The organism is Bartonella sp. CL70QHWL, assembly GCF_042194855.1.
Taxonomy (GTDB): Bacteria; Pseudomonadota; Alphaproteobacteria; order Rhizobiales; family Rhizobiaceae; genus Bartonella.
Genome location: NZ_JBHINJ010000017.1, coordinates 12940 through 38104 on the forward strand (window position 1 = coordinate 12940; position 25165 = coordinate 38104).

At 38.3% G+C, this 25165-nt stretch carries 17 protein-coding genes, 3 pseudogenes and 1 riboswitch; of the genes and pseudogenes, 9 read left to right on the forward strand and 11 right to left on the reverse strand.

All coding sequences use genetic code 11. The features are described from left to right. Positions 1 to 169: 169 nt before the first annotated feature. Entirely contained in the window at positions 170 to 808 is a 639-nt protein-coding gene (locus ACFIJZ_RS07795) for an SH3 domain-containing protein (protein WP_273791469.1), read from the forward strand. A 283-nt stretch (positions 809 to 1091) separates the two neighbouring features. On the opposite strand, the gene ACFIJZ_RS07800 is transcribed toward ACFIJZ_RS07795, so the two are convergent. From ACFIJZ_RS07800 to ACFIJZ_RS07815, 4 genes are all read right to left on the reverse strand, one after another. Continuing rightward, a complete protein-coding gene (locus ACFIJZ_RS07800; RefSeq protein WP_273791468.1) occupies positions 1092 to 2123 on the reverse strand; it encodes an aspartate-semialdehyde dehydrogenase in 1032 nt (343 codons plus the stop codon). 1177 nt (positions 2124 to 3300) lie between these two features. Continuing rightward, the gene (locus ACFIJZ_RS07805) at positions 3301 to 3699 is read right to left on the reverse strand and encodes a helix-turn-helix domain-containing protein (RefSeq protein ID WP_275065251.1); all 399 of its coding nucleotides are present in this window, start codon (positions 3697 to 3699) and stop codon (positions 3301 to 3303) included. Positions 3700 to 4712: 1013 nt separating this feature from the next. After that, positions 4713 to 4919, reverse strand: coding sequence for a Trm112 family protein (locus tag ACFIJZ_RS07810; RefSeq protein ID WP_375631497.1), 207 nt, complete (start codon positions 4917 to 4919; stop codon positions 4713 to 4715). 13 nt (positions 4920 to 4932) lie between these two features. Continuing rightward, complete coding sequence (locus ACFIJZ_RS07815) at positions 4933 to 5595, reverse strand: LON peptidase substrate-binding domain-containing protein (RefSeq protein ID WP_273791465.1); 663 nt, start codon at positions 5593 to 5595, stop codon at positions 4933 to 4935. Positions 5596 to 6044: 449 nt separating this feature from the next. After that, positions 6045 to 6142, forward strand: a riboswitch (glycine riboswitch). Between the two features lie 136 nt (positions 6143 to 6278). On the opposite strand from ACFIJZ_RS07815, the gene gcvT reads away from it, so the two are divergent. Genes gcvT through gcvP form a run of 3 tightly spaced genes read left to right on the forward strand, consistent with a single transcriptional unit; the run spans position 6279 to position 10567 of the window. After that, the gene (gcvT, locus tag ACFIJZ_RS07820; protein WP_375631499.1) at positions 6279 to 7391 is read left to right on the forward strand and encodes a glycine cleavage system aminomethyltransferase GcvT; all 1113 of its coding nucleotides are present in this window, start codon (positions 6279 to 6281) and stop codon (positions 7389 to 7391) included. 6 nt (positions 7392 to 7397) lie between these two features. Continuing rightward, positions 7398 to 7766, forward strand: coding sequence for a glycine cleavage system protein GcvH (gene gcvH / locus ACFIJZ_RS07825; RefSeq protein ID WP_375631501.1), 369 nt, complete (start codon positions 7398 to 7400; stop codon positions 7764 to 7766). A 5-nt stretch (positions 7767 to 7771) separates the two neighbouring features. Further along, positions 7772 to 10567, forward strand: a complete 2796-nt coding sequence (gene gcvP / locus ACFIJZ_RS07830) for an aminomethyl-transferring glycine dehydrogenase (protein ID WP_375631509.1) — start codon at positions 7772 to 7774, stop codon at positions 10565 to 10567. A 1541-nt stretch (positions 10568 to 12108) separates the two neighbouring features. Here gcvP and alr read toward each other — a convergent pair. After that, complete coding sequence (gene alr, locus ACFIJZ_RS07835) at positions 12109 to 13224, reverse strand: alanine racemase (protein ID WP_375631503.1); 1116 nt, start codon at positions 13222 to 13224, stop codon at positions 12109 to 12111. An 803-nt stretch (positions 13225 to 14027) separates the two neighbouring features. Between alr and ACFIJZ_RS07840 the strand changes: the two genes are divergently transcribed. Continuing rightward, positions 14028 to 14855, forward strand: coding sequence for a ferredoxin--NADP reductase (locus ACFIJZ_RS07840; protein ID WP_273791462.1), 828 nt, complete (start codon positions 14028 to 14030; stop codon positions 14853 to 14855). Positions 14856 to 14874: 19 nt separating this feature from the next. Next, positions 14875 to 15270, forward strand: a pseudogene (locus ACFIJZ_RS07845) (ferredoxin--NADP reductase); the annotation flags it as partial. Positions 15271 to 15286: 16 nt separating this feature from the next. Here ACFIJZ_RS07845 and eda read toward each other — a convergent pair. Continuing rightward, positions 15287 to 15952: a bifunctional 4-hydroxy-2-oxoglutarate aldolase/2-dehydro-3-deoxy-phosphogluconate aldolase gene (eda, locus tag ACFIJZ_RS07850; protein WP_273791461.1), complete on the reverse strand. Its 666-nt coding sequence runs from the start codon at positions 15950 to 15952 to the stop codon at positions 15287 to 15289. 115 nt (positions 15953 to 16067) lie between these two features. Between eda and ACFIJZ_RS07855 the strand changes: the two genes are divergently transcribed. The 3 genes from ACFIJZ_RS07855 (at position 16068) to ACFIJZ_RS07865 (ending at position 20019) form a co-directional block, all read left to right on the forward strand. Further along, positions 16068 to 16985: a rhodanese-related sulfurtransferase gene (locus ACFIJZ_RS07855; protein ID WP_273791460.1), complete on the forward strand. Its 918-nt coding sequence runs from the start codon at positions 16068 to 16070 to the stop codon at positions 16983 to 16985. Between the two features lie 1241 nt (positions 16986 to 18226). Beyond that, positions 18227 to 19360: a type III PLP-dependent enzyme gene (locus ACFIJZ_RS07860; RefSeq protein ID WP_273791459.1), complete on the forward strand. Its 1134-nt coding sequence runs from the start codon at positions 18227 to 18229 to the stop codon at positions 19358 to 19360. Between the two features lie 74 nt (positions 19361 to 19434). Further along, entirely contained in the window at positions 19435 to 20019 is a 585-nt protein-coding gene (locus ACFIJZ_RS07865; RefSeq protein WP_273791458.1) for a GNAT family N-acetyltransferase, read from the forward strand. 1141 nt (positions 20020 to 21160) lie between these two features. Here ACFIJZ_RS07865 and ACFIJZ_RS07870 read toward each other — a convergent pair. The 5 genes and pseudogenes from ACFIJZ_RS07870 to ACFIJZ_RS07890 form a co-directional block, all read right to left on the reverse strand. Then, complete coding sequence (locus ACFIJZ_RS07870; protein ID WP_273791457.1) at positions 21161 to 22732, reverse strand: DHA2 family efflux MFS transporter permease subunit; 1572 nt, start codon at positions 22730 to 22732, stop codon at positions 21161 to 21163. Between the two features lie 20 nt (positions 22733 to 22752). Further along, a complete protein-coding gene (locus tag ACFIJZ_RS07875) occupies positions 22753 to 23847 on the reverse strand; it encodes an HlyD family secretion protein (protein WP_375631506.1) in 1095 nt (364 codons plus the stop codon). A 173-nt stretch (positions 23848 to 24020) separates the two neighbouring features. Then, positions 24021 to 24164: pseudogene (locus ACFIJZ_RS07880) on the reverse strand (transcriptional repressor); the annotation flags it as partial. Beyond that, positions 24161 to 24319 (reverse strand): annotated as a pseudogene (locus ACFIJZ_RS07885) (HlyD family secretion protein); the annotation flags it as partial. The pseudogenes ACFIJZ_RS07885 and ACFIJZ_RS07880, both read right to left, overlap by 4 nt. A 173-nt stretch (positions 24320 to 24492) precedes the next feature. Further along, on the reverse strand, positions 24493 to 24885 hold the full coding sequence (locus tag ACFIJZ_RS07890; RefSeq protein ID WP_375612302.1) for a Fur family transcriptional regulator: 393 nt from the start codon (positions 24883 to 24885) through the stop codon (positions 24493 to 24495). Positions 24886 to 25165: the final 280 nt, after the last annotated feature.

A 25165-nucleotide genomic window follows, 5' to 3' on the forward strand; every position in this document is an offset into this window, starting at 1 on the left:
GCAATCAAGATCAAAAGGCCGTGTTCGTGTAGGCGATAAAGAGAGATTTTGTTGCAATGTTGTGGGGTCTTTGGGGGGATAAAGGTTGCTGATCATTGGATTTAAACGCGGCAAATTTTTGTAAAGGCGAAATTTTGCCCTTCACATGTTTTAGAGAGGAAGAAAAATAATGTTAAGAAAGAAATTTTTATCAACAACAATGATTTTATGGGCTTTGGGAGCGTCAGAGGTGGCTGTGACTGCTTTTCACGCAGAAGCTGGAACCATTACAGGAACAGTTGCTCGTGTTGCATCAGGTCAGGTATCTTTACGCACAGGTCCTGCGACAGCTTATAAAGTTATCGCAATGGTTCCAATGGGAGCAAAAGTGCAAATTTATGGCTGCCTATCCAATAAAACTTGGTGTTCTCTTGGTTATCACGGAAAAGTTGGTTGGGCATCTGCACGTTACGTCAATGTTAACAATGTTCCTACCATTGCTTTTAAAAGGATGCCTGTAAAATCAAAAGCCATGGTAAAATCGCCAAAAGAAAAAGTAAAACAGGCTGTTTCCGACTTTAAAGCTCTTCCGGCGATTCAAAAAACACGGAAAAATATGCAAAAACTATACAGAACAGATGTGATTATCGATTCTACAGGTGTAAAAAAAAGGGATGAACGAACAATTTTAAATCCGTCGCAAAAAGCACAAGGCGTTTCTGTAAAGCACGTGAGTGCTTATAATCCCTCCTTTCCTAATAATGTCAATTACAAAAATTTTGAACGTAATGAAACGCGTTACCGTGTCGTGACCTATCCTGCTCGATAAGGGTAAAGTTAATTTCACAACCGGAATGACAAATAGGATCAGCAGCATAAAGCAAAAAATGCTTATGCTGCTGATCCTATTGTACCGTAAAATGGTATTAAGGCGGCAATGCTTAACTTAAGGTGGTGAGGCATTCAAGGATATTCAGAGTAAAATTTGTCAATACCTCGAATTACGGTTCTTTAGGATGGTGATATGAATCCTCAGCTGGAAAAGATTATACTGAAGAGAAGCCGGACTTTTGACAGACCGGTTAGGGCTCTTCATCTTTTCGGACAGGGCATTAATTTGCGGACTTAGGCTTTATCAAATTACGAGAAATGAGCAATTCAGCAATTTGAACGGCATTCAATGCTGCTCCTTTTCTTAAATTATCGGCGACAACCCAGAAAGCTAAACCATTTTCAACGGTGATATCTTCACGAACACGACTAATAAAGGTATCATCTTCTCCGGTACCTTCATAAGGTGTGGTATAACCACCATCTTCGTGTTTATCGATAAGCTGACAGCCTGGTGCATCGCGGAGGAGCGCTTGTGCTTCAGATGCGCTTAGTGGTTTTTCAAATTCAACATGGACGGCTTCGGCATGACCGATAAAGACAGGGACCCGAACAGCAGTGGCCGTTAATTTAATTTTCGGATCGAGAATTTTCTTCGTCTCAACCGTCATTTTCCATTCTTCTTTTGTATAACCATCTTCCATGAAAACATCGATATGAGGAATGACATTAAAGGCAATACGTTTAGTGAATTTTTTTGATGTAATTGGGTCTGCAACAAAAACTGCACGTGATTGTTCGAAAAGTTCGTCCATTCCTTCTTTACCAGCTCCAGAAACCGATTGATATGTAGAGACAACAACACGTTTAATGATTGCAGCATCATGGAGAGGTTTTAAAGCTAAGACCAGTTGAATTGTTGAACAATTAGGATTTGCTATAATATTACGCTTAGAAAAGGCATTTATAGCTTCGCCATTGACTTCAGGGACTATTAACGGAACATTGGCATCATAGCGCCACGTGGAGGAATTATCGATGACGACACAGCCGGCAGCAGCGATTTTAGGGGCGTATTCTTTGGAAATGCTTCCTCCCGCAGACATAAGACAAAAATCTGTGTCAGAAAAATCGTAAGTATCCAGTGCTTTTACTTTTAAAGTTTTATCTCCATAAGAAACTTCTTGTCCTAATGAGCGTCGTGATGCTAGAGGGACAATTTCATGCGCAGGAAAACCACGTTCTTCTAAAATTGTAAGCATTTCACGACCAACATTTCCGGTCGCGCCGACAATTGCAACTTTAAAACTCATTTTCTATATACTCCTCATGTCTCTCCACATTTATTCCCCGTGCTATACTCAGGAGAGAGTGAGTTGGTCAAGGAACATCATTAAATTATATTTTTGATTTTCAACAACTCAATTTTGTGCACAGCAATCATCATCGTTAGCACAATAAATTGTTTTATTTCAAATGATACGTCTTTTTTAATCTTTCAGAATTGAAAAAATTGAATATTTTACGCTAAGCTATTATCTCTTTAGAAAACACTTTAATTAAGTGAATTCCTTATCTTCTGTCAATTGTTTACCTTCACACTTTTGAATTTTTTAAAGATGGTATTACGTATCGCGTTGGTGGAATCTTTTAATACTTTATCTGTTAATTGTTGAATTATTTGATTTTCTCCCTATGCCTTTAAAAGCGAAGCTTCCTATTACAGTCTGTAAACAGCTAGATTCTAGCGGCTTCCCATTTTTCACTTAAACTAAAGGCTCAACAAGCAGGCCTAAAAATATTTAAAAAGATATTGGGTATCTAAAAAACATTTGAATGTTTCAAGGAGGTATGCGTGCTTCATGCCCTCATACCTTAAATGATAGAATTTATGGCACAACAGAATAAACTTAAGTATCCATATATAGATAAATTCTTATGAAAGTTATACATATATTTTTTTCGTGTCTATTTTTTACTTTATATTTCTTATTTTTACTTTAATCCTATTTTGCTATAAATATCAATCTTTGTAGTATGGTGGTATAAGATCTTTAATCTTTCTCGATATATTTAAGTGTTTTTTTAGTGTGTGGGAATATTCTTAGGCTTGTTTGGAGAGCCTTTTGTTTAAGTGAGTCATATGAGTGGAAAGCCGTTGAACACTCCCATATTTACGTTTAATAAAAGAGCAAGTTAGCACCATCATACATTTTTTTAGCACCCAATGTCGTTACAGCTCTTGGTATGTGAGACGATTCAATAAGAGGTATGCCTTTTTGTACGTTTTTACTCACACGCCAACTTTGCTTGTGTTGTGCAAACAAGAGATTTTGATTGATTCAATATAGAACACGTTTGAAATGAAAGAATTTTACGATATTCGAAACACTTATTCAATATCAATAACGTTAGATTATCATTATAAATCAACGTGCTATTTCTAAGTTAAACTCGTTAGAATTCGGATTATTTACAAATCAGATTAGATTAAGAATTTTCATTCTCATGAGGTGTGGGGAGACAGTCACAATTCTTGTCAAGATTATTAAGGACGTTGATTGTCCTTTCAGTGAATTTATGAAAATAAGGGGTCATTTTTTCATCAGAAATCAACTGCAAAATTGCTCTTTGTTTTTTGCGGGTCAGTATTCTGAAATTTTTTAAAAGTAAATATTCTGCTTTGCTTGCTATTCTGTCATCACAATGATAGGGGCTCTCTTCTTTTTTTGCGCTATCAGCATAAAAGAAGGAAACGGGAACATCTAATATATGAGCAATTTCCTGTAAACGTCTTGCACTTACGCGATTTAAGCCTTTTTCATACTTTTGGATTTGTTGGAATGTTACGCCTAAATGACTTCCTAATTGTTTTTGAGAAAAACCCATGACGTTTCTTCTGAAGCGAATTTTTTGGCCTAAAGAAATATCGTAAAAATGTAGATTTTTGGCTTTCACTTGATGTCCCCACCGGTTGCGAGCGCCCTCGCATTAGTATTCCGGGGTCTGGAAGTGCTGACTCAAAACAGCCCCTTGCTTTTAGTGCTGAAAGCACTTGGACATAACAAGAGCCCCCGGAAATTCCGGGATATCCGCAAAAGCGGTTTTATTTCTAGTTTGAGTTTTTCGGGCTTCCAGACCCTATTTGATTGTCGCGTATACAACCAAAAACACAAGCCTCCTTCATAAGGCAATTACTTTCAATCGTCAATTGAAATTACAACAGTGTTTCTTGTTTGTTTTTTCAAGTTTTCACGTAATTAATGCGTATATTATACATAAAAATATTGCTTGAGATACTTTAGATACTTGTAAAAATTGTAAAGCGAAATTAAAGGGTGATGGCAAGGTAATGGGGTGATTTTCTCCTTTACGATTTTATGTTTTCTCCCCAAAATTAGGCTGTTTCCCCGCTTTGAAAAGTAAACAAACAGATAAATATTCTTGTCCCGATATGGTATACATAAGATGATACAGCTTATCGTTTTTCTTCATCTTAAATCGAGGTATCTCAAACATGTTGCTCGTGAAGGGTATAACGTAAAGTTCATGAAATATAACAATTTTATATTTAATAAATAAATTTCATTTACCTGAGTTGGTTCAAAATGTTATTATAATTCTTGCTTTTAAGAAGTTCATAAGAGCCATTTTTATTCCCTTTTTTAATTGTTTTTATTCAGATGCTTGTGTGGTGCAAGCGAATGGTTTTGATTGCTTCAGTATGAACAGGCTGGAATGAGATAAATCTGATGATATTTTTGGCTTTTGTTACAAGGTGTAAAGCGATATAAATATCTTTATTGTAAAACTCTTTTTTCAGAAATCGTAGATATTGAGATATCATATTGATAGAGGATTGATAGCAGTGGGCTTGTAGAGGAAAATTGCATCAGGGTTTTTTATTTTTTATGCGTTATTTCTTCATTGTTTTGCAAAGGGCGCGCTTCTGAGGCAAGCATAATGGGAACGCCATCACGAATAGGATAGGCAAGTTTGGCTTTGAGAGAAATGAGTTCTTGTGTTTTTCGGTTGAAAGAGAGAGTGCCTTTCGTTATTGGGCAGACGAGCAATTCGAGCATTTTGGGATCTGTGGTCATTTTTTTCATGTTGGGACATTCATTAGTTTAAGCGGTAATCTGTTCTTGTTTGTTTCATGAGTGAGCGCTCTGTTAATGCAAGAAGAGTTTGGGCACGGCTTTCGATATCTGGAGCTTCAAGGAGAGCTTGTTTTTCTGCTGGTGTAAAGGGGATAAGGGCTGAAAAAGCATTAACCAATATAGGTGTAGGGGCTTCTATGATACTGCTCCAATTATATTCCATTTCATGTATGGTTAGATATTTTTCTACAACGTCGAGTAAGTTCTCTCGGTTAATGTTTTCTTCAATATCAAATTCTTGCAAGTCTTTTATGTTTGATTGGATGAGAGCTGTTCGATAGGATTTTGTGTTTGTCAATTCTTGTTCTAAGGTGAAGCGGCAAACACCTTGTAAGATAATGAACAGTTGTCCATTTCCTGTTTCACTGTAGTTTGTAATGCGCCCTATACAGCCTGTTTTATAAAGTTGTGTAGAGAAGCGGTCTGTATCCGATGAAAGTGGTTGAATAATGCCCAATAGACGATCAGTTACCATAACGTTTTCAATCATTTCAAGTGATTCTGGTTCAAAAATGTTGAGTGATAAAAAACCACCGGGTAGTAAGAGTGCACCTTCTAAAGGAAAAAGAGCAATTTGCTTTGGAAGATCATTTTCGCAATTGTAAGAGATATTACCAGCTTTCATGAGTATTTTGTCACCTTTGTTCGGTAGTTTTAGTCTGTAGATAGTCGCAATTTATGACACTATGGAGTAAAGCAGAAAAACCACTTCTTGTGCATTAAAATCATACTTATAAAATACTTGAAGTCCTTAATTCTAAATAAAGAATATGAAACCCTATCTTTAAGGTTGAACTGCGCGCGAAAGAATATTGCTTTGCGATCTTTTTAGTGTGTGACGTTTTGCATGATTTTCAAGAGGTATTTTTGTTTATAGCTTTTGATTTTTGTCTTAAATTTCCTAAAATGTGTTCCTTGCAATTTTTGTAAGGTTCAAAAGGACGCTATTATAAATCTTTTGAAGTAGCTTATGCAAGTTTTAAAATGAGAACATTTTCATCACTTTACTAATGACAGTGTGATAAAGATAGGCTATAGGTTAAAATATGCTGGAAAGAGCGTTATTGTTTCTTTCATTCTTTTGCGGGAGAGTGCAGATTGCAAATTTTCGCATTGCCGCCGAAGGGGAAATAGCCCATAATCTCTCAGGCTTTAAGGACCGTAAAAGGAAGAAGGCAGATCTGGAAAGTCGGGAGAACCCGCGCCGAAGGTGTAAGCGAAAAATCTTTTCGCGAGTCTCTCAGGTTGATGACAGAGGGGGCAGAGACGGCCATATTCTGTGGGCGTTAGCGCAGCTTTGGAGTTATTATGGGCACAACACAAGAAACATCTTTTTTAAAAACACTTCCTTTATATGATTTGCATGAAAAAGCAGGAGCAAAATTTGGTGCTTTTGCGGGCTGGAACATGCCTTTAACTTATCCTCTTGGCGTTTTGAAAGAACATCTTCATACGCGTGCACATGCAGGACTTTTTGATATTTCTCATATGAAATTGATTGCGGTTGAAGGGGCACAAGCCGTGGAATTTTTGTCCTATGCTTTTCCCATTGATGCAGCAGCTTTAAAGATTGGGCATTCACGGTATAATTATTTGCTTAATGAGCAGGCTGGTATTCTTGATGATCTTATCATTACCCGTTTGGAAGAGGGCCGTTTTATGTTGGTCGCCAATGCTGGGAATGCACAGGCTGATTTCGTAGAATTGGAAAAGCGTGCGGTTGATTTTGAATGTCAAGTGATTGCCCTTGAAAGGGTATTGCTTGCTCTTCAAGGTCCTGAAGCGGCAGCTGTTCTTGCTGATGCCGATTTACCAGGGAATGAATTGTTCTTTATGCAAGGATTCGAACCACAGCAGGATTGGTTTATAACGCGTTCTGGTTATACGGGAGAGGATGGTTTTGAAATTGCTTTGCCTATAGGGCATGCGCATATGTTGGCTGAAAAATTGCTGAGTGATTCTCGTGTTGAGTGGATTGGACTTGCAGCACGCGATAGCTTGCGGTTGGAAGCAGGGCTGTGTTTGCATGGAAATGATATTACCCCTGATACGACACCTATTGATGCGGCTCTAATATGGGCTGTTCCTAAAAATGTTCGAGAAAAAGCACAATTTTATGGTGCAAAAGCTTTTCTTGAAGCACTGCAAAAAGGACCTGCTCGTTGTCGTGTTGGATTAAAACCGCAAACGCGTCAACCTATTCGTGCCGGTGCGGTACTTCTTGATGATCAAGGTAATGAGATTGGCGTTGTAACATCAGGTGGTTTTGGTCCTTCTTTTGATGGTCCTGTCGCGATGGGTTATGTTCCTGTTGATTTTAAAGTTGAAGGGACACAAGTCTTTACAGAACTGCGAGGCAAAAAGATTGTACTATCAGTTCATTCACTTCCCTTTGTTGAACAACGTTATTTTAAAGGATGATTTTTTATGTCTAAAACTTATTTTACACAAGACCATGAATGGCTTAGCGTTGAAGGGCAAGTGGTGACTGTTGGGGTTACGCATTATGCGCAAGAGCAATTAGGGGATTTGGTTTTTGTTGATTTACCACAAAGTGGAACAAAACTTTCCAAAGGAGAGGCGGCGGCTGTTGTGGAATCAGTGAAGGCGGCTTCAGATGTTTATGCTCCTCTTGATGGTGAAGTGGTCGAAATAAATGAAGCCTTGGCTGATAATCCTGAACTGGTGAATCAGAAATCCGAAACAGAAGGCTGGTTATGGAAAATGACATTGCAGGATGAGACACAACTGGAAGGGTTGTTAGATAAAGATGCTTATAAGGCTTTGATTGGATGAGTGGCATGATCGAGCGTTCTTTTTCTTCTCGACATATTGGGCTTCGTCCTGATGAAACACAAAAAATGCTTGATGTTTTAGAGCTTGATTGTGTTGATACACTCATTTCTCAAGCTGTTCCACACTCTATCCACTTGGGACGTTCATTGAATCTTCCAGAGGCTGCTAGTGAAGGACAAGCCTTGGAAGAACTCTCCAAGATGATGGAGCGTAACCATGTGCACAAAAGTTTTATTGGACAAGGATATCATGGAACTTATGTGCCTCCGGTTATTTTACGAAATCTGTTTGAAAATCCGGCTTGGTATACTGCTTATACGCCTTATCAAGCAGAAATTAGCCAGGGTCGTTTAGAACTTTTGTTTTATTTTCAGACATTGGTTAGTGAACTAACAGGTTTGCCTGTTGCTGCTGCTTCTCTTCTTGATGAAGCAACTGCTTTAGCTGAAGCCAATGCCCTTGCTTTTCGCTTTTTCCGTGAGAAAAAAACAAAAATTTCTCTTCAGAGTCTTTTACATCCTCAGATTTTGAGTGTTGCACAAACGCGTGCTGAAACACAAGGGATTCAGATTAGCCAAAATGGCGAAATTGCTTCTGATACAGCAGCAATTGTTTTATCTTGGCCAGATACAAAAGGTGCTTTTCATGATTACAGTGAGATCATAAAAGAGGCAAAGGAAAAGGGAGCTTTAGTTATCGTTGTGGCTGATCCTTTAGCGCTTACCCTTATGGAGCCACCGGCTCAATGGGGGGCAGATATCGTTGTTGGCTCTATGCAGCGTTATGGCGTTCCGATGGGATTTGGTGGTCCACATGCTGGTTACCTTGCCGTGAGTGATGCGTTAACGCGGCTTATTCCAGGGCGTATTGTTGGTCAATCCGTGGATACGAGAGGGCGTGTTGGTTTTCGTTTAGCTTTGCAAACACGCGAACAACATATTCGGCGCGATAAAGCGACGTCAAATATTTGTACAGCGCAGGCTTTATTGGCTAATATGGCAACCGCTTATGCTGTTTGGCATGGGCCAAAAGGCTTACAAGAAATTGCGCAGCGAATTCATCATTTAACATGTCGTTTTGTTGCTGGTTTAGAAGCAGCAGGGGTTCATGTTGAAGGGAAAAGCTTTTTTGATTGTGTGAGTATTTCTGTTAAGGGAAAAGCGCGAGAGATTGCGCATCAAGCCAAAATAGGTGGACGCCTTATTCGTGTTCTCGATGATGACACTATTGCAATCAATTTTGATGAATTATCGACAGAAGAAGATGCTGGTGCTTTAGCGCAGCTTTTTGGGGCACAATTAGGCGATCAGGTTTCTCCACAGCTCTATGGAAAAAAACGGGATGCTGCTTTTCTTTCTCAGCCTTTTTTTCATGCTGTTCATTCAGAGACAGATATGATGCGCTTTTTGCGTCGTTTGGCGGATAAGGATTTGGCGCTGGACCGTGCTATGATCCCTCTTGGTTCTTGTACAATGAAGCTTAATGCCGCGGCTGAACTAATGCCTGTAAGTTGGGCGAGCATGGCCAATATACACCCCTTTGTTTCACAAGAGGATGCAGCGGGTTATTTGGAGATGATCAATCAGTTAAATGCGTGGTTGTGCGAAATTACAGGATTTGCGCAAGTTTCTTTTCAGCCAAATTCTGGTGCTCAAGGTGAATATGCTGGGCTTTTGGCTATCCGACGATATTACCAATCACGGGGAGAACATCAACGTACAGTTTGTCTTATTCCTGCATCTGCGCATGGTACCAATCCAGCTTCGGCCCATATGGCAGGGATGGAAGTCGTTGTGGTAAAATGTTTAAGCGATGGTGATGTTGATGTAGACGATCTCAAAATGAAAGCGCAATTGCATAAAGATAAATTGGCTGCTCTCATGATTACTTATCCTTCAACCCATGGTGTTTACGAGGAAAGCATTAAGGAAATTTGTTCTATTATTCATGAAAATGGCGGACAAGTTTATTTTGATGGTGCTAATCTCAATGCCCTTGTGGGTCTTGCTCGTCCTGCGGATATTGGCGCTGATGTTTGTCATATGAATCTTCATAAAACATTTGCTATTCCTCATGGTGGTGGTGGTCCTGGTATGGGACCAATTGGAGTTGCTGCGCATCTCAAACCATTCTTACCAGGTCATGAACAGGATGGGACAACACATGCGGTTTCTGCTGCTCCTTATGGAAGTGCATCTATTCTTGCGATTACATGGATGTATATTCGAATGATGGGGGCTGATGGCTTAAAATATGCAACACAAATAGCCATTTTAAATGCCAATTATATTGCTGCACGTCTTTCAGCCGCTTATTCCATTCTTTATCGGGGCAAGCATGGACGTGTTGCGCACGAATGTATTGTGGATACACGCGTGTTGAAAGAGCAGTATGGGGTGAGTGTTGATGATATTGCAAAACGTCTCATTGATTATGGATTTCATGCGCCCACGATGTCGTTCCCTGTTCCGGGAACTTTGATGATTGAGCCAACGGAATCAGAACCAAAAGCAGAGATTGATCGTTTTTGTGATGCTTTACTCTCTATTGCTGAAGAAGCTAAGAAAGTTGGTAGCGGGGTTTGGCCAAAAGACAATAATCCATTGGTGAATGCCCCTCATACAGTGGCAGATACTTTAGATGATGCTTGGGCACGACCCTATTCGCGACAAGAAGCTGCTTTTCCCAACAGTTCTCTTGATCCAGCCAATAAATATTGGCCTCCTGTATCGCGTATTGATAATGTTGCGGGAGACAGAATGCTCATTTGTTCGTGCCCGCCATTGGGAAATACCTATTAAATAACAAATATGTATTTAATTTATTTATTTGCATAAACAAAAAAAGCCCACACATTTTGTGTGGGTTTTTTACTTGTTGATCATGATGGCGTTATTTGTCTATTTTCTAGAATTTTGCATTGTTTTTTTACAACATGAGCAAAATCGAAAAAGTCGACAAAAAAGCTGTGTTTTGTCGGCAATAGGCATGCTCTCCTTTGTCTTCTACTGTATGACATGGTTTTAGTGACTAGTCGGCATCGGTCTAGCCAGCTAATTCATGTAAACGAGAGTGAAACCTATGAGGATAGGGGCACGTCTGTTGCATGTGTTGTGATATACTACTTCTCACTAAGGTGACGACGACCGGTTGTAGAAAGAATAAAATCAATTTTAGTGTTTTTGATGATAAAGACACGCGAAACTCTGTTGTTGTATCTTTTCGAGTCAAGAATTGTCTAAATATTTCTCTTTAATCTGCTTTTTATAAATATGACGCAAAAATATGTAAGAACACCTGTCAGAATGAGCAAACGCAAAGCCAAATGTATTATGGTTGTTTTTTACAAGGGGTCTTATAAAAGCCGGCACATCTTTCCACTTCATTGCAAGTCAGTTTGTGACTTTACGGCGCTGTTTTTCTAAGAGCTCGTGTTCTTTCGCTGTTACCTGTAAATCAACATCCAAACTTAACGCAGCGACATGTTTTAAGTTAGAGATTGAGAAAAAAAGAGCTTTATGAGTCGTTCCTGCTTTTGTCTGTCAGATGAGGGCGGGGGGATTGTGTATTTCTGTTGACGTAACCTTTGAAACTGGAAGACAATCTAATTTTGGGAAAATGTAAAGCCGTAAAGGTGAAAATCAATCCTCAGTTTGTCATCTCCTCTTAATTCAGCTTTGCGGCTTTCAAAAGCATTTAAAGCAATATTTTTTTAATAATGGGGATTACACATTGCTCCATACCTTATATTTATTGTGTTCTTTAGTGGGGGAATGATCCTCATGTAAAACAGAACGCTCCAAAAAGAATATACTTGAGTTGTTAATTCACGTGTTTGTTTTAAAGAGACACTTCGCTCCCAATCCCATTTCGCGACGGCGCTCGTGAATGGTGTAAGGGTAAATCCATTGATTCCCCACTATCTTTACGCTCTATGAAGAAGGAAATTGGCACTATCATACACTTTTCCAGCTCGTGGGTGCTGCTTACAGCCCTTGGTATTTGAGGCGGTTCGTTAGAAGCATTATTCTTTTCTTAAATCATTTTTATCTACACATAGTTCAGCTTGTGGTATGCAAGCGAATGATTTTAATTGGGCAGTTAATTTTAAAAACTTTGTAGTAGATGCTTTTTTGTCAATTTATGGGGAAAGGCTAAGTTTTTGTATTTTGGGTGAAAGCTACTTCCATAAAACAGTCCATCAACTTGTCTGTTTTGAGATTTCTGTGAATGCACGGTGTCTATGACCATTCTATGTGGTTGATTGTTGTAAAATCTTTTGTAAAAGCCCCTCAATTTTCTAAAAGGATGATTTTTATCAATTTATTTTTTTTAAGAGTTTTTATGTGTAAATGTATTTATAGCGGGAGCCAAGAGATGTTAGAATTTCATTGGGAAGGGTATCGGCATCTATAGATACTTTTTCAAGTGTTTGATGGGGGCCAATGAGTTCTACCCAGTCACCTGTTTGAGGTTTTTGTTCAAGATCGGTCGTATCTACAATAATGGAATCCATAGAAACCCGCCCAACCATGGGAAGTTTGTGCCCGTTGAAATAAACTGTTCCTTTATTCGAAAGAGCACGGAGCCAGCCGTCTGCGTAGCCTATAGAAATGGTTGCAAGAGTGCTTGGTCTGTTGGTTATAAAGCTTTCTCCATAACCAATAGGTGCTCCTATATCAACAACGCGGCTTTGAATGACTTGGGCTTCAAGTCTTAAAACAGGTTTTAGAAGGGATGTGTGTTTTTCTTGGGGGGCGATTCCGTAAAGTGCAATACCGGGACGAACAAGATCAAAATAAAAATCTGATCCTAGAAAGATACCTCCAGAATTGGCAAAGGAAACTTTGCAAGCAGGCAGTTGTGCAAGGATCGTTTTGAAAGCAGTCAATTGGGCATAATTTGATGGGTGGGTATCATCTTCTCCGTTAGAAAGGTGACTAAGAATATATTTTATTTCTGCTTTTTCGAAAATTGTAGGGTGTTTGATGAGTTTTTGTAATTCTTTTTGATTAAGTCCTAATCGGTTCATATGGGTATCGATTTGAACAATTGCTGGAAATTTTTTATCTTTTTTTTGACAAATTTTTTGCCAATTTTCAATGGCATTCCAAGAGTTTAGAACAGGAACAATACCAGATTGTGCGACAAACTCTTCTGCTAAGTGTGGAAGTCCATTCAGAAGGGAAATCGTGACATTTGATGGTAAAATGCTTTTTAATTGGAGTGCTTCTATGATTTGGGCGACAAAAAAAGTGCGACAACCAGCTTGATAAAGGGCAGGAGCAATTTTGTGAGCTCCTAATCCATAGGCGTTTGCCTTTACAACTGCTGAACATTGCGTTGGAGCTACACGTTTGGCTAAAGTGATATAATTGGCAACAATGGCACTGACATCGACGGTTGCTACAGCTGCATAGAGTGATGTATCTATTTCATCATTAACGGATTTTTTCATTTTAAAAGCTTATCTGTGTTCGTGAAATACGGGTTTTTTTGGTTATTTCATTGAGGTTCTTTACGATATAGGGAAAGGCACTATTTTCTATGGTCAAAATCATAAGAATCCTATACTGCCATTAAAGTCGTTTTTTATGTAAAATGCTACTTTGGATATAAGAGATACTTTAGTTTTATTTGTGTTGTTATCAACATGGTATCTTCTAATAATTTGTAAAACATAAACTTTTTACTTATTTTCCCTAGTTTAGGCATATAAAAAATAAACATAGTTTATTGTATTGTATCATTTTGAAGAGTGCAATATTAGGCTGTTGTTGCTGGTGCGATTGTTTTGATTAAATATTGCACTGGCTGCTTATTCAGAGAAGATAAAATGATTAAATTAACCACGTTAAATCAATGCATTACAAGTTTTTTACCATGAGGGGAAAGATCACTTATCTGTGCAATTTTGGATGTCGTCTTATGCACTTAAAATTATTTTTGTTAAATGGAAAACAGTGTGTAAACATTTTCTGATACATTAAAAACTGTTGACTTAGAAAACCCGTTGATTTGGATATTATTTCTTTTCAAGATGGATTGGGTATCCAATATTTACTTTCTAGTCTTTGATTGGTTTTAAGTGAAATCAATTTTATCGCTGATAGAGCGCGCTAGATTCATTTATTTAATTTTGACATAAAAGTGTTAACCTTGAGGCTTTTGTTTTAAGAAAATTGTTGGCAGATGGTTGTGCAAGTACTATATCACGTCAAGGATTCGAAATTTAACGTTCAATAAAATATAGGGAAGAGTATGAATACGTCTGCTACCAATGTTCCGTCAAGCATCAGCAGCGTTGCAAATTTTCCGATTCCTGAGAATGTGTTCGCCCTTACTGTCCAAGAGGTTTGTCACTACACAGATCGGTTATTTAAATTCCGTCTGAATCGTCCGGAAAGTTTTCGTTTTCGTTCGGGTGAGTTTGTTATGATCGGTTTGCCAAATGCAGAAAAGCCGATTTATCGCGCTTATTCGATTGCAAGCCCCTTTTGGGATGAACAGCTTGAGTTTTTTTCGATAAAAGTTCCAGGGGGACCTTTAACCGAGCATCTCCAAAAAATTAAAATTGGTGATACAGTTCTCATGCGTAAAAAATCTACAGGAACGCTGGTTCTTGATGCTCTTATTCCTGGAAAACGTCTTTATCTTCTTTCAACTGGGACGGGAATTGCTCCTTTTGCAAGCCTTATTCGTGATCCTGAAACTTATGAAAAGTTTGCAGAAGTTGTCCTTATTCAAACAACGCGCGAAAAGAATGAGTTAATTTATGCAAAAGATCTTGTTTCCTCTTTGCAACAAGATCCACTCATTGGAGAATATGCACAACAGTTGAGATTTTATCCTATGACTACTCGTGAATCTTCTGAGCATATGGGGCGTATTACGACTGTTATGGAAAGTGGGGACTTTTTTGAAACAACTGGCCTTCCTAAAATTCATCCTGATGAAGATCGGGTGATGATTTGTGGTTCCATGGCAATGTTAAAAGATTGCGCAAGGATGTGTGAAAGCTTTGGTCTTGTTGAAGGGGCCAATAATGCTCCTGCTACTTATGTTGTAGAGCGCGCTTTTGTGGAGTAATTAGGTGGGAAAATTGGTGCTTTATCTTCTTTCAAACCGGTACGGGGTTTTTCCTTTTGCAAGCTTTATTCGTGATTCTGACACTTATGAAAAATTTTCAGAAGTTGTTCTTATTTAAATAACGCGCGAAAAGAATGAGTTAATTTGTGCAAAAGATCTTGTTTTCTCTTTGCAACAAGATTCATTCATTGGGGCATATGCACAACAGTTGAAATTTTATCCTATGACTACTTGTGAGCTTTCTGAGCATATGGGGCGTATTACGACTGTTATGGAGAGTGGGAGCTTTTTTGAAACAATAGCACTCCCCAAAATTCATCCTGATGAAGATCGGGTGATGATTTGTGGTTCCATGGCAATGTTAAAAGATTGCGTAAGGATGTGTGAAAGCTTTGGTCTTGTTGAAGGGGCTGATATTCTTGCACTTTATATTAGATTGTAGAAAGAGCTTTTTTCGAGGGAGAGGGAAGTTGTGATGCGGTATATGCTAATGCAGTAATCGAATCCCAATCACTTATTGCAATGAGTTGTTGGGGCGCTATCCAAGAACCACCAACGCAGAAGACATTGGGCAGTTGGAGCCATTGTGTTGCACTTTTTTGTGTAATACCGCCTGTTGGGCAAAACCGGATATCAGAGAAGGGAGATGCTAAAGCTTCAATGAAGGAAATACCTCCAGCAGCTTCAGCAGGGAAAAATTTAAGATATGAATAGCCTTTGTTTAATGCTTGCATGAGTTCACTTGGGGTCATTGCAGCGGGAAGAAGGGGAATTTCACTATTTTTTGCACAATTGATTAGTTCATTGGATAATCCGGGGCTTACAATAAACTTGGCTCCAGCTTGTTCGGCTTTTTCGTAATGTGTTGTGTTGAGAATTGTGCCGGCTCCAACAATTGCTTCAGGGACTTCTTGTGTAATTTTCTGAATTGCTTTGAGGGCATTTGGTGTTCGCAAGGTGATCTCAATTGTTTTTAATCCACCTTTGACAAGAGCGCGTGTTAAGGGTACAGCACTTTGTAGATTGTCAATGAGCAAAACAGGTATAACAGTTTGTCCTTGGAGATATAATAAAAGCTTTTCTCTTTTTTGGCACATGATATTTTTTCTTCTTGGAGATGATATTGTTTGTATCGTTTGATTAAGCACAATATGTTAAAGAGTACATGAATAAATCTTGAAATTGAATGAAACGCGCGTTATGGCAAAACACATGGAAAAGAATTTTAAAGTTGCTGCACTTTATTGCTTTGCAGATTTGAAACATTATCATCAATTACAAAAACCTTTGCAGGAATTATGTCAAGCAAAGGATATCAAAGGCACTCTGCTTTTAGCACAAGAGGGAATTAATGGAACAGTTGCTGGTTCTTGTGCGGCAATTGAGGCATTGGTGGACTTTATTATGGCTGAACCAGCGTTTCAAACGCCGGAGATTAAATATTCATGGGCATCAAAAATGCCTTTTCATCGCATGAAAGTGCGGTTGAAAAAAGAGATTGTGACAATGGGGGTTGAAGGGGTTGATCCGCTAAAAGTTGTTGGTACGTATGTGGATCCTGAAGATTGGAATGCTCTTATTCAAGATGAAGAGACAATTTTGATCGATACGCGTAATGATTATGAATATGCAATAGGGAGTTTTCAAGGAGCGATTGATCCGCAGATTAAAACATTTCGCGAATTTCCTGAATGGGTGCGTAAACATGAGGCTGAGTTAAAGAAAAAAAAGAAAATTGCCATGTTTTGTACAGGTGGTATTCGGTGTGAAAAATCAACAGCTTATGTTCGTGATCTTGGTTATGAGCAAGTCTACCATCTAAAAGGAGGTATTCTCAAATATTTAGAAAAAATTCCAAAAGAGAAAAGTTTATGGTGGGGTGAGTGTTTTGTTTTTGATGAGCGTGTTTCTGTTCATCATGGTCTTGAAGAATGTGGACGCGAATTATGTCGCGCGTGTCGTTCTCCTCTTAATGCTGAAAGCAAACTATCGCCTCATTATGAGGAAGGTGTTTCCTGTGATGCTTGTTATAACACGCGTAGTGAAGCCGATAGAGAGCGCTTTCGTGAGCGCCATAGGCAGTTTCAATTGTTGAAGTTGCGTGCAATTGATTCTCATCAAGGGACATAAGGATATCGCAGTGTAGGGCTTTAAATTGTAGCGTTTTTCTCTTAAATTTAAGAGAGAAGAGTTTTTTAATATTAGTAGAAAAATATTTTATAAGACCGGATATTATTCGGTCTTTTTGTTTATGTTAAATTATTTGACTTATAAGTAATCATTATAGATTGTTTGCTTTCTTTGACTTTATAGGATTGAGTATTTCAAATACTTTTCATTTTAAAATAGAAAAGTCATTTACGAACAATTTAGCACATTGATTTATAATAATTGGCTATTTACATCTTGAATAAGAGATCTAAATATCGTCAGGATTCTCTCATTCCAAGCCTGTTTCTATGGTTGAATCAATAAAAACCATATCTCTTCCACGTTACAAGCGGGGAAAGTCACGTGGAGTAAAACAATACAAGAAGGACGTGCCTCTTATTAGTCGTCTCAAATGTCAAGGGCTGTCACAACATTGGGGGCTTAGTGTGTGATGATGATCAGCTTGCTCTTTTATGAAGCCTAAAAATAGTGGGTTCAATAGATTTTATATTATTTTATTGGGGGTACTATTCTATCATTTATGGGCGCTGGTGTGAAGTTGGCTCGAGCACTTTAAGAAATGTTTCTTTAAAGAAAGTACGTGAAGATACAACCCAACTATATTCCGTTTGGGGTATTCTGTTTTACATGAGGGGAGTGATCCCATGAAAGTGGATGAATGACCTTGTTTGGTGGGGGAGAGTGTTGTTTTTTCGCATCATTTTATCTTTAAGAATTAAAAAATGTTTAAAATTAAAAAAATGATTGAAATGAGAAAGAATTCGTTTTATAGGATGCCTTGCCCAAAGTCGCACGTGCCTGTGGGTGTCCGCTGGTTCTCAAATGGTGAGATTAACCGGTACGGTACCTGGAACTAACCGCTCCAGTCATTCTTACAGCCAATTGCAAGAATGAGGACATCTTGAAGCAACGACGGTGCGGGCCTTTCTGGTGTCTTCCAGCTTTTAAATGCTGGGATAACTATAGAGGCACACCTCATTGCCTTCAGTGCGGAAGTGGTTTTCTCAACTCCAATCAAAAAGGCATATAAAATAGAATAACGCGGTTTCGCGCTGTTCTTTCGCAGCATGCAATGCTAATTTCTGGTTTTTTGTAATCAGAATGGGGATGGTTGTTGTGTGTTTTTTGTCCTTTAGCTTTTGGCAGCTTTGGCTGTCTAAGCATAGAGTGGGGGAGCGTTCCCTCAAGGAGAATTGCAGATGGCAACGCAACGTATTCGCGATTTTCTTGCAACACATCGTTCTGAAGGTCCATGCTTAATTGTTGACCTTGATGTTGTTCGTGATAACTATTTAAATTTTGAAAAAGCTCTGCCGCAGTCTCGTATTTTTTACGCAATAAAGGCAAATCCAGCTCCTGAAATCTTGCGTTTGCTAAGTTCTTTAGGATCTTCTTTTGATGCGGCTTCTGTTGCAGAAATTGAAATGGCTTTAAAAGCAGGAGCAACGTCAGAGCGTATTTCTTTTGGAAATACGATTAAAAAAGAGCGTGATATTGCACGAGCATATGCATTGGGAGTTTCACTTTATGCTGTTGATTGTGTTGAAGAAGTGGAAAAAATTGCGCGTGTTGCTCCAGGAGCACGTGTTTTTTGCCGTGTTCTTACCGATGGCAAAGGTGCAGAGTGGCCATTGTCACGCAAATTTGGTTGTGTTCCAGATATGGCGGTTGATGTTCTAAGACGGGCACACCAATTGGGTTTGCAAGCCTATGGTGTTTCTTTTCATGTTGGATCTCAGCAGGTTGATTTGAGTGCGTGGGATCGTGCTTTATCGGATGCTTCTACAGTTTTTAAGCGTTTGGAACAAGAAGGCATTTCACTAAGGTTGGTGAATATGGGGGGCGGTTTTCCAACGCGTTATTTGAAAGATGTCCCTACAGAACAAGCTTATGGTACAGCAGTTTTTGATTCATTGAAAAAGCATTTTGGTAATCGTATCCCTGAGACGATTATTGAGCCAGGACGTGCGATGGTTGGCAATGCTGGTGTTATTCGTACAGAAGTTGTTCTAATATCTAAAAAAGCTGATAACGATAATGTACGATGGGTTTATCTTGATATTGGGAAATTTAATGGTCTTGCTGAGACTATGGATGAAGCCATTCGTTATCCTATTGAGACACCTCATGATGATAAGGTGATGGAGCCTTGTATTTTGGCTGGACCGACATGCGATTCGGCAGATGTTCTCTATGAAAAAACACCTTATCCGCTTCCTCTATCCCTAACGATAGGAGATGAAATATTGATTCATGGAACGGGTGCTTACACAACAACTTACGCATCGGTTGCCTTTAATGGTTTTGAGCCTTTACGATCATATGTGATCTGACATTTCCTTTTAACTATAGTTTTTTAGATTTTTTGCTATGCTCGTCATGGCGCTGTAAGAGGGCGGTTATAGAGATGAACATGATTAATTTTCAAACAAAAGATGGGGCATGTTTTACACTTTTATTGGAGCAAGAAGCCGATAAGCCTTATCGAGAAAATTTGCTTGATTCAATGATGGGGTATGGACGTAAACGTAAATCATCAGAGGTTTTACGTCGTGGTCGTTTGGCTGCTCAAGGGCTCTCTTTTGTGGTTAAAAATGTGCTTGGAGAGCTTGTGGGAAGTGTCCGTCTTTGGCATGTTTCTTTTTCTAAAGAAAAAAATGAAACACAACATGCTTTACTTTTAGGCCCCTTGGCTGTTGCGTCTGAATGTGCTGGTATGGGAATAGGATCAATTTTAGTCCGACATGCAATTGAAACAGCAAAAAAATTGGGATATGGCGCCATTTTGCTGGTAGGGGATTTTGAATTTTATCAACGTTTTGGCTTTTCAAATAGTTTAACAGAAAATTTGGCAATGCCTGGTCCTTACGAAAAACATCGCTTTCAAGCGTTGGAACTGATACCACATTATCTTTCTGGGTGTTATGGCACTTTGGTTCCTAGTGGAGAACGAGAAGTTTCAAATCGTTTTCAGCATCATAAAGTCGCTTGAAGATAGTGTTTATTTCGTTTTTCAGCAGCTGCCATTGAGAAGAGCATACCGTTTTGACAGTGCCAAGGTATTTAGCGGTACAAAGTTTTGGGGAGTTGTATTGCGATTTTATTATATGGCTTTTTCTTTATGGGGCTGGTTTCTTATTTTTGATAATTTCAGTTAAGTGAGTAAGAATATATTTTAAGCTCATTTTTTGAAATAGTGTCTTATTTTATAATACTGAAGGAACCGGATTTTTGAGTTGTCTTGTGTTCTTTTAAAGTCGCTATCATCATACAGTTTTCCAGTTTTCAATATCGTTGATAAATCTTGCATCAAAACGGTTGGATATTTTACTTTTTTCTTAAACAGTTTTTATTTCTTTGCTTTTTATGTGCAAGGGAATGGTTTTGATTGATTCAATAGAGAGATATTTTGAGAAATTTTATACCATTTCAGCTCTTGTTGAAAGAGAAGGGGCTTAAGAAAGAAAAATATGTAGCAGTAGAATCAAAATTGTAAGTATCAGCTTTTTTTAAAGAGTGTAAAAAAATAAAATTACATGTTTAAAAGCAGCTTTTTTGAAAAAAATATATCATTACTTTTTTGCTATAAAGGTAAATCGTTTTGCAATTGGCATGAGAGTATCAAATACAAAATGATTTTCTCATGTAAAATTTTGCATTCAGAATCAAAAAAACGTTATCCTACACATTATAAGAGAAATATGTGCGTGAATAAAAATCACAAGAATCATAAATCTTTTATGAATATTCTTGTAAGAATCAAAAGAGTGAAGGGCACAGAATCTTAACAAAATAGTTTTTATGAGGATAGTAGCGTAAAAAGGGGGTAGATAGATGAGAGATTTAATGTTTTTTACCCTATGGTGATAAATCAAAAATCTTATAGAAATGGCTGCTTTATCTTTATGGTGTGGAGCACTTTAGATAAGCTCTTTGTTTATTATCATCTAGAACAATTTTTGTATGCGAGAAGTTGTTTTTAAGTGCGGAAAGAGCCCGCATTAAAAGAATTTTTATCAGAAGAATCATTTAGAATCATATGTTTATTTATACTGTCTCTTGAGACAAGATAAAGTGCATAGGAAACGAGCAAAGTGATAAGGATAAAAAATATTTCTCAATTTTAATTAAGTTTAGTGATTTGGTGGTGAATCCATGAGAGGTGGTATTTTTTTGAGAAACATGGTCATAAATGTCAAAACACCAAAAATGATGGTTATGATAAAGAAAATATCACTAATAGCCATAATGGTTGCTTGTATGCGTACCATACCAAACAATTGAGAAAGAGCCAGAGTATAGGAATCAAAGGTTTCTGTTTTGAATAATACAGTAAGATTTGAAAGCATTTCAGTTGCTTGTCTGTTTGCGTAGTTAAGAGTTTCGGCTATTCGTTCATGATGGAAGTCTGTGCGTTTTGTTATGAGAGTGTTGATAATGGCAAGCCCTACAGCCCCACCTAGATTCCGGGTGAGATTAAAGAGTCCAGAAGCATTTTGCATCCGTTCTGGTGGGAGTGTTCCCAAGGCAATATTATTAATAGGAACCATACATAACATTACAGAAGCACCACGGAAAACTTGCGGCCAAAAAAGCTGCCAAAAATCCCAGTTATCTGTGATAGAGCTCGCCATCCAAATACCTATTGCAAAACCAAAAAGTCCTATTGCCATCATTAAACGTGCATCCATTCGTGCTGAAAGAAATCCAGCAAGCGGGGCAGTTAATAACATGACGAATCCTGAAAGAAACAATGTTTCTCCAATCATGAGGGCATCAAAGTGGCGGATTTGGCTTAAATAGACAGGATAAAGGTACGTGAGTCCATAAAGGCCTATTCCCAATGAAAAGGAAAAAATGGATGCAGCTGAAAAATTAAAATTAGAAAAAGTAGAGAGATCTACAATGGGTTCTTTTACTGTAAAAGCACGCCAGAAGAATAAGGCTGCAGCAAGAATCATGGTAATGAACAAATCCCGAATCAGCGTATCACTCAGCCAATCATGACGTGCTCCTTCTTCTAGAATATACTCTAAAGTTCCCAAGAAAGTAGCCATAGAAATGAATCCTAACCAATCAAACTTCTTCATTAAAGAGGGATCAGCTTTATCAAAATCAATTAATTTCCAAGCGAGAATTGAGATGATAATCCCGCAGGGTACATTGATGAGAAAGAGCCAATGCCATGATGAGAGATGACAAATATAGCCTCCCACGGTTGGACCAATGGTGGGGGCCAATGTTGCTACTAGTCCAACAATAGGGGTAACAATTGGGCGTTTGGAAGGAGGAAAAAGAACATAAGAGGCGACAAAAACGCTTGGGATAATTCCTCCACCAATAAAACCTTGTAGTGCGCGATACAAAATCATCTCTCCAATAGATGTTGCTGTTGCACAAAGAACAGAAGTAATCGTAAACCCGATCGCTGATATGGTGAAGAAAACACGTGTTGAAAGCAATCTTCCTAAAAATCCAGAAAGCGGCAACATGATGACTTCAGCGATGAGATAGGAGGTTTGAACCCATGAAATTTCTTCAGAGCTTGCTGTAAGACCCGCTTGAATTTCAGCTAAAGAAGAGGAAACGATTTGGATATCTAAGATTGCCATAAACATGCCAAAAGACATAGCAATAAAAACTACAATTTTGCGCATTCCTATGCGTTCTTGAGACTGTATGAGCTCTGGTATGGAAGATGTCATAGTAAGATCTTCTACTTTTTTTATAAGAGACTTTTATCTTGTGGCTTTGTACGTGTATCAATTTTCACTGAAACACTCATTCCTGCTCGGATATGTCCGGTTTTTAAAACTTCTTCTGGAATAGAAATACGTACGGGAATGCGCTGGACAATCTTTGTAAAGTTACCGGTAGCATTTTGTGGAGGCAGAAGAGAAAAAACAGCGCCTGTTGCGGGCGAAATAGAAAGCACTGTTCCTGTAAAAACATCATCTTCGAAGGCATCAACAGAAATATAAGCTTTTTGTCCGGTATGAATGTCTTGTAGCTGTGTTTCTTTATAGTTTGCTTCAATATAAAGTGCATGTATGGGGACTAACGCCGCAAGACGTTGGCCATTTACAACAAAATCTCCCGTTTTTGCTGTTAAATTTCCTATAACTCCATCAAATGGCGCTCGTATAATGGTCGAATCAAGATCACGTTGTGCTTTTTTACGCGAGAGCTCTAAACTCTTTGTTTCGCTTTCTGTTTCACTTCGTTGCGCTTCTAGCACTCGGATATTTGCACGTGCTGAAGCCATTTTTGCATCCGCTCTGTTAACATTCGCAATGGCTTGTTCATAAGCGGATTTGGCATCATCAACATTGGATTGAGGAGCATAACGATTGGCTTTCAGTTCTGTTACACGTTTTAAGGTGAGTTGTGCATTGGTTGCTATGGCTGAAGCGGCTGCTTTTTGTGCTTTTGCATCATCTAAAGAACTACGAGCGGCTGTGATTTGCGCATCAATGCGTAGAAGTGTTTTTTTCTGTGTGTTAAGATGCGCTTCTGTTTGATCCAAGGCTATTTTATAATCACCATTGTCTAGGTAAAATAAAACATCGTCCTTTTTTACAACTTGGTTGGCTTTAATGGCAATTTTTTCAATATACCCATTTAATTTAGTCGCAATAGCGGCTATATCTCCTTGCACATAGGCATCTTCAGTGGACAGCATATAACGCCATTGCGTCGTCCACTTATAGCTAAACCAAAGTACAAAAAGCGCAAAGACGATAAGAAGAGCCTTGATTACTTTTTTTCGTTTCGTTTTATCGAGATTTTTTGTTGAAAAAATGGTCTCAGATACGGACATGATTTTATACTTTCAATATTTATGTTCTAACGAGTATAATAAGCCTCTCACTCTAGGGTAGGGTGATATATGCACGGACGATAAGAGCTTTTCCAACAATAAGGCGATTCCTGCTACATAATGCTAAATATATAAACTTGCAAGTTAGAGATCTTATTTCCAAGTTAGATGTCTTATTTTATTGCGCATTTTTTACAAAGACCTCGTACTTCTAGGGTGCTTTTGTGTGCTTGGAAGCCAACCGCTTGAACCATCTGTTTTAAACTTGATACAATCGTTTGATTTTGTATTTCGTTGACTGTGCCACAGTTTAGGCATCTTCAGTGGACAGCATATAACACCATTGCGTCGTCCACTTATAGCTAAACCAAAGTACAAAAAGCGCAAAGACGATAAGAAGAGCTTTGATTACTTTTTTTCGTTTCATTTTATCGAGATTTTTTGTTGAAAAAATGATCTCAGATACGGACATGATTTTATACTTTCAATATTTATGTTCTAACGAGTATAATAAGCCTCTCACTCTAGGGTAGGGTGATATATGCACGGACGATAAGAGCTTTTCCAACAATAAGGCGATTCCTGCTACATAATGCTAAATATATAAACTTGCAAGTTAGAGATCTTATTTCCAAGTTAGATGTCTTATTTTATTGCGCATTTTTTACAAAGACCTCGTACTTCTAGGGTGCTTTTGTGTGCTTGGAAGTCAACCGCTTGAACCATCTGTTTTAAACTTGATACAATCGTTTGATTTTGTATTTCGTTGACTGTGCCACAGTTTTCGCAAATTATAAACGTTGTAAGTTCATGTTGACAGTTTTCAGGGTGTAAACAGACCATAAAGGCATTTACACTTTCAAGACGATGAATACACTTTAACTGTACGAGTTTTTCTAACGCACGATAAACTTGGAGAGGTGCGCGAAAACCTTCTTCGCGTAAGTGATTGAGAATCGCATAAGCACTTAAAGGCCCTTTTGCATTTTTTAAAGTATTTAAAACCAATGTTTGGTTACGCGTCAGTTTAGATGACATGGACATCTTCCTTTTGCTCCCATGGAAAAGCATAAAGCGTGTAAGATATTTATGCAATGGTGATTATAGAATATGTACTCTAATCTTTAGCCGTTTACATGACATCATTGCGATATGTAAGAAAAGTTGCAACCGTTGTGAGGGGAGGGGTATTATAATCTGAAAGCCGCTGCTATCCAGCAAGAAACTTTTATACGCTTCTTATTTTTCCAATAATGTCTTGAAATAGGATTTTTTGTTACAATATTTTATTGGAAATGTTTGGGTTATTTTATTTAAA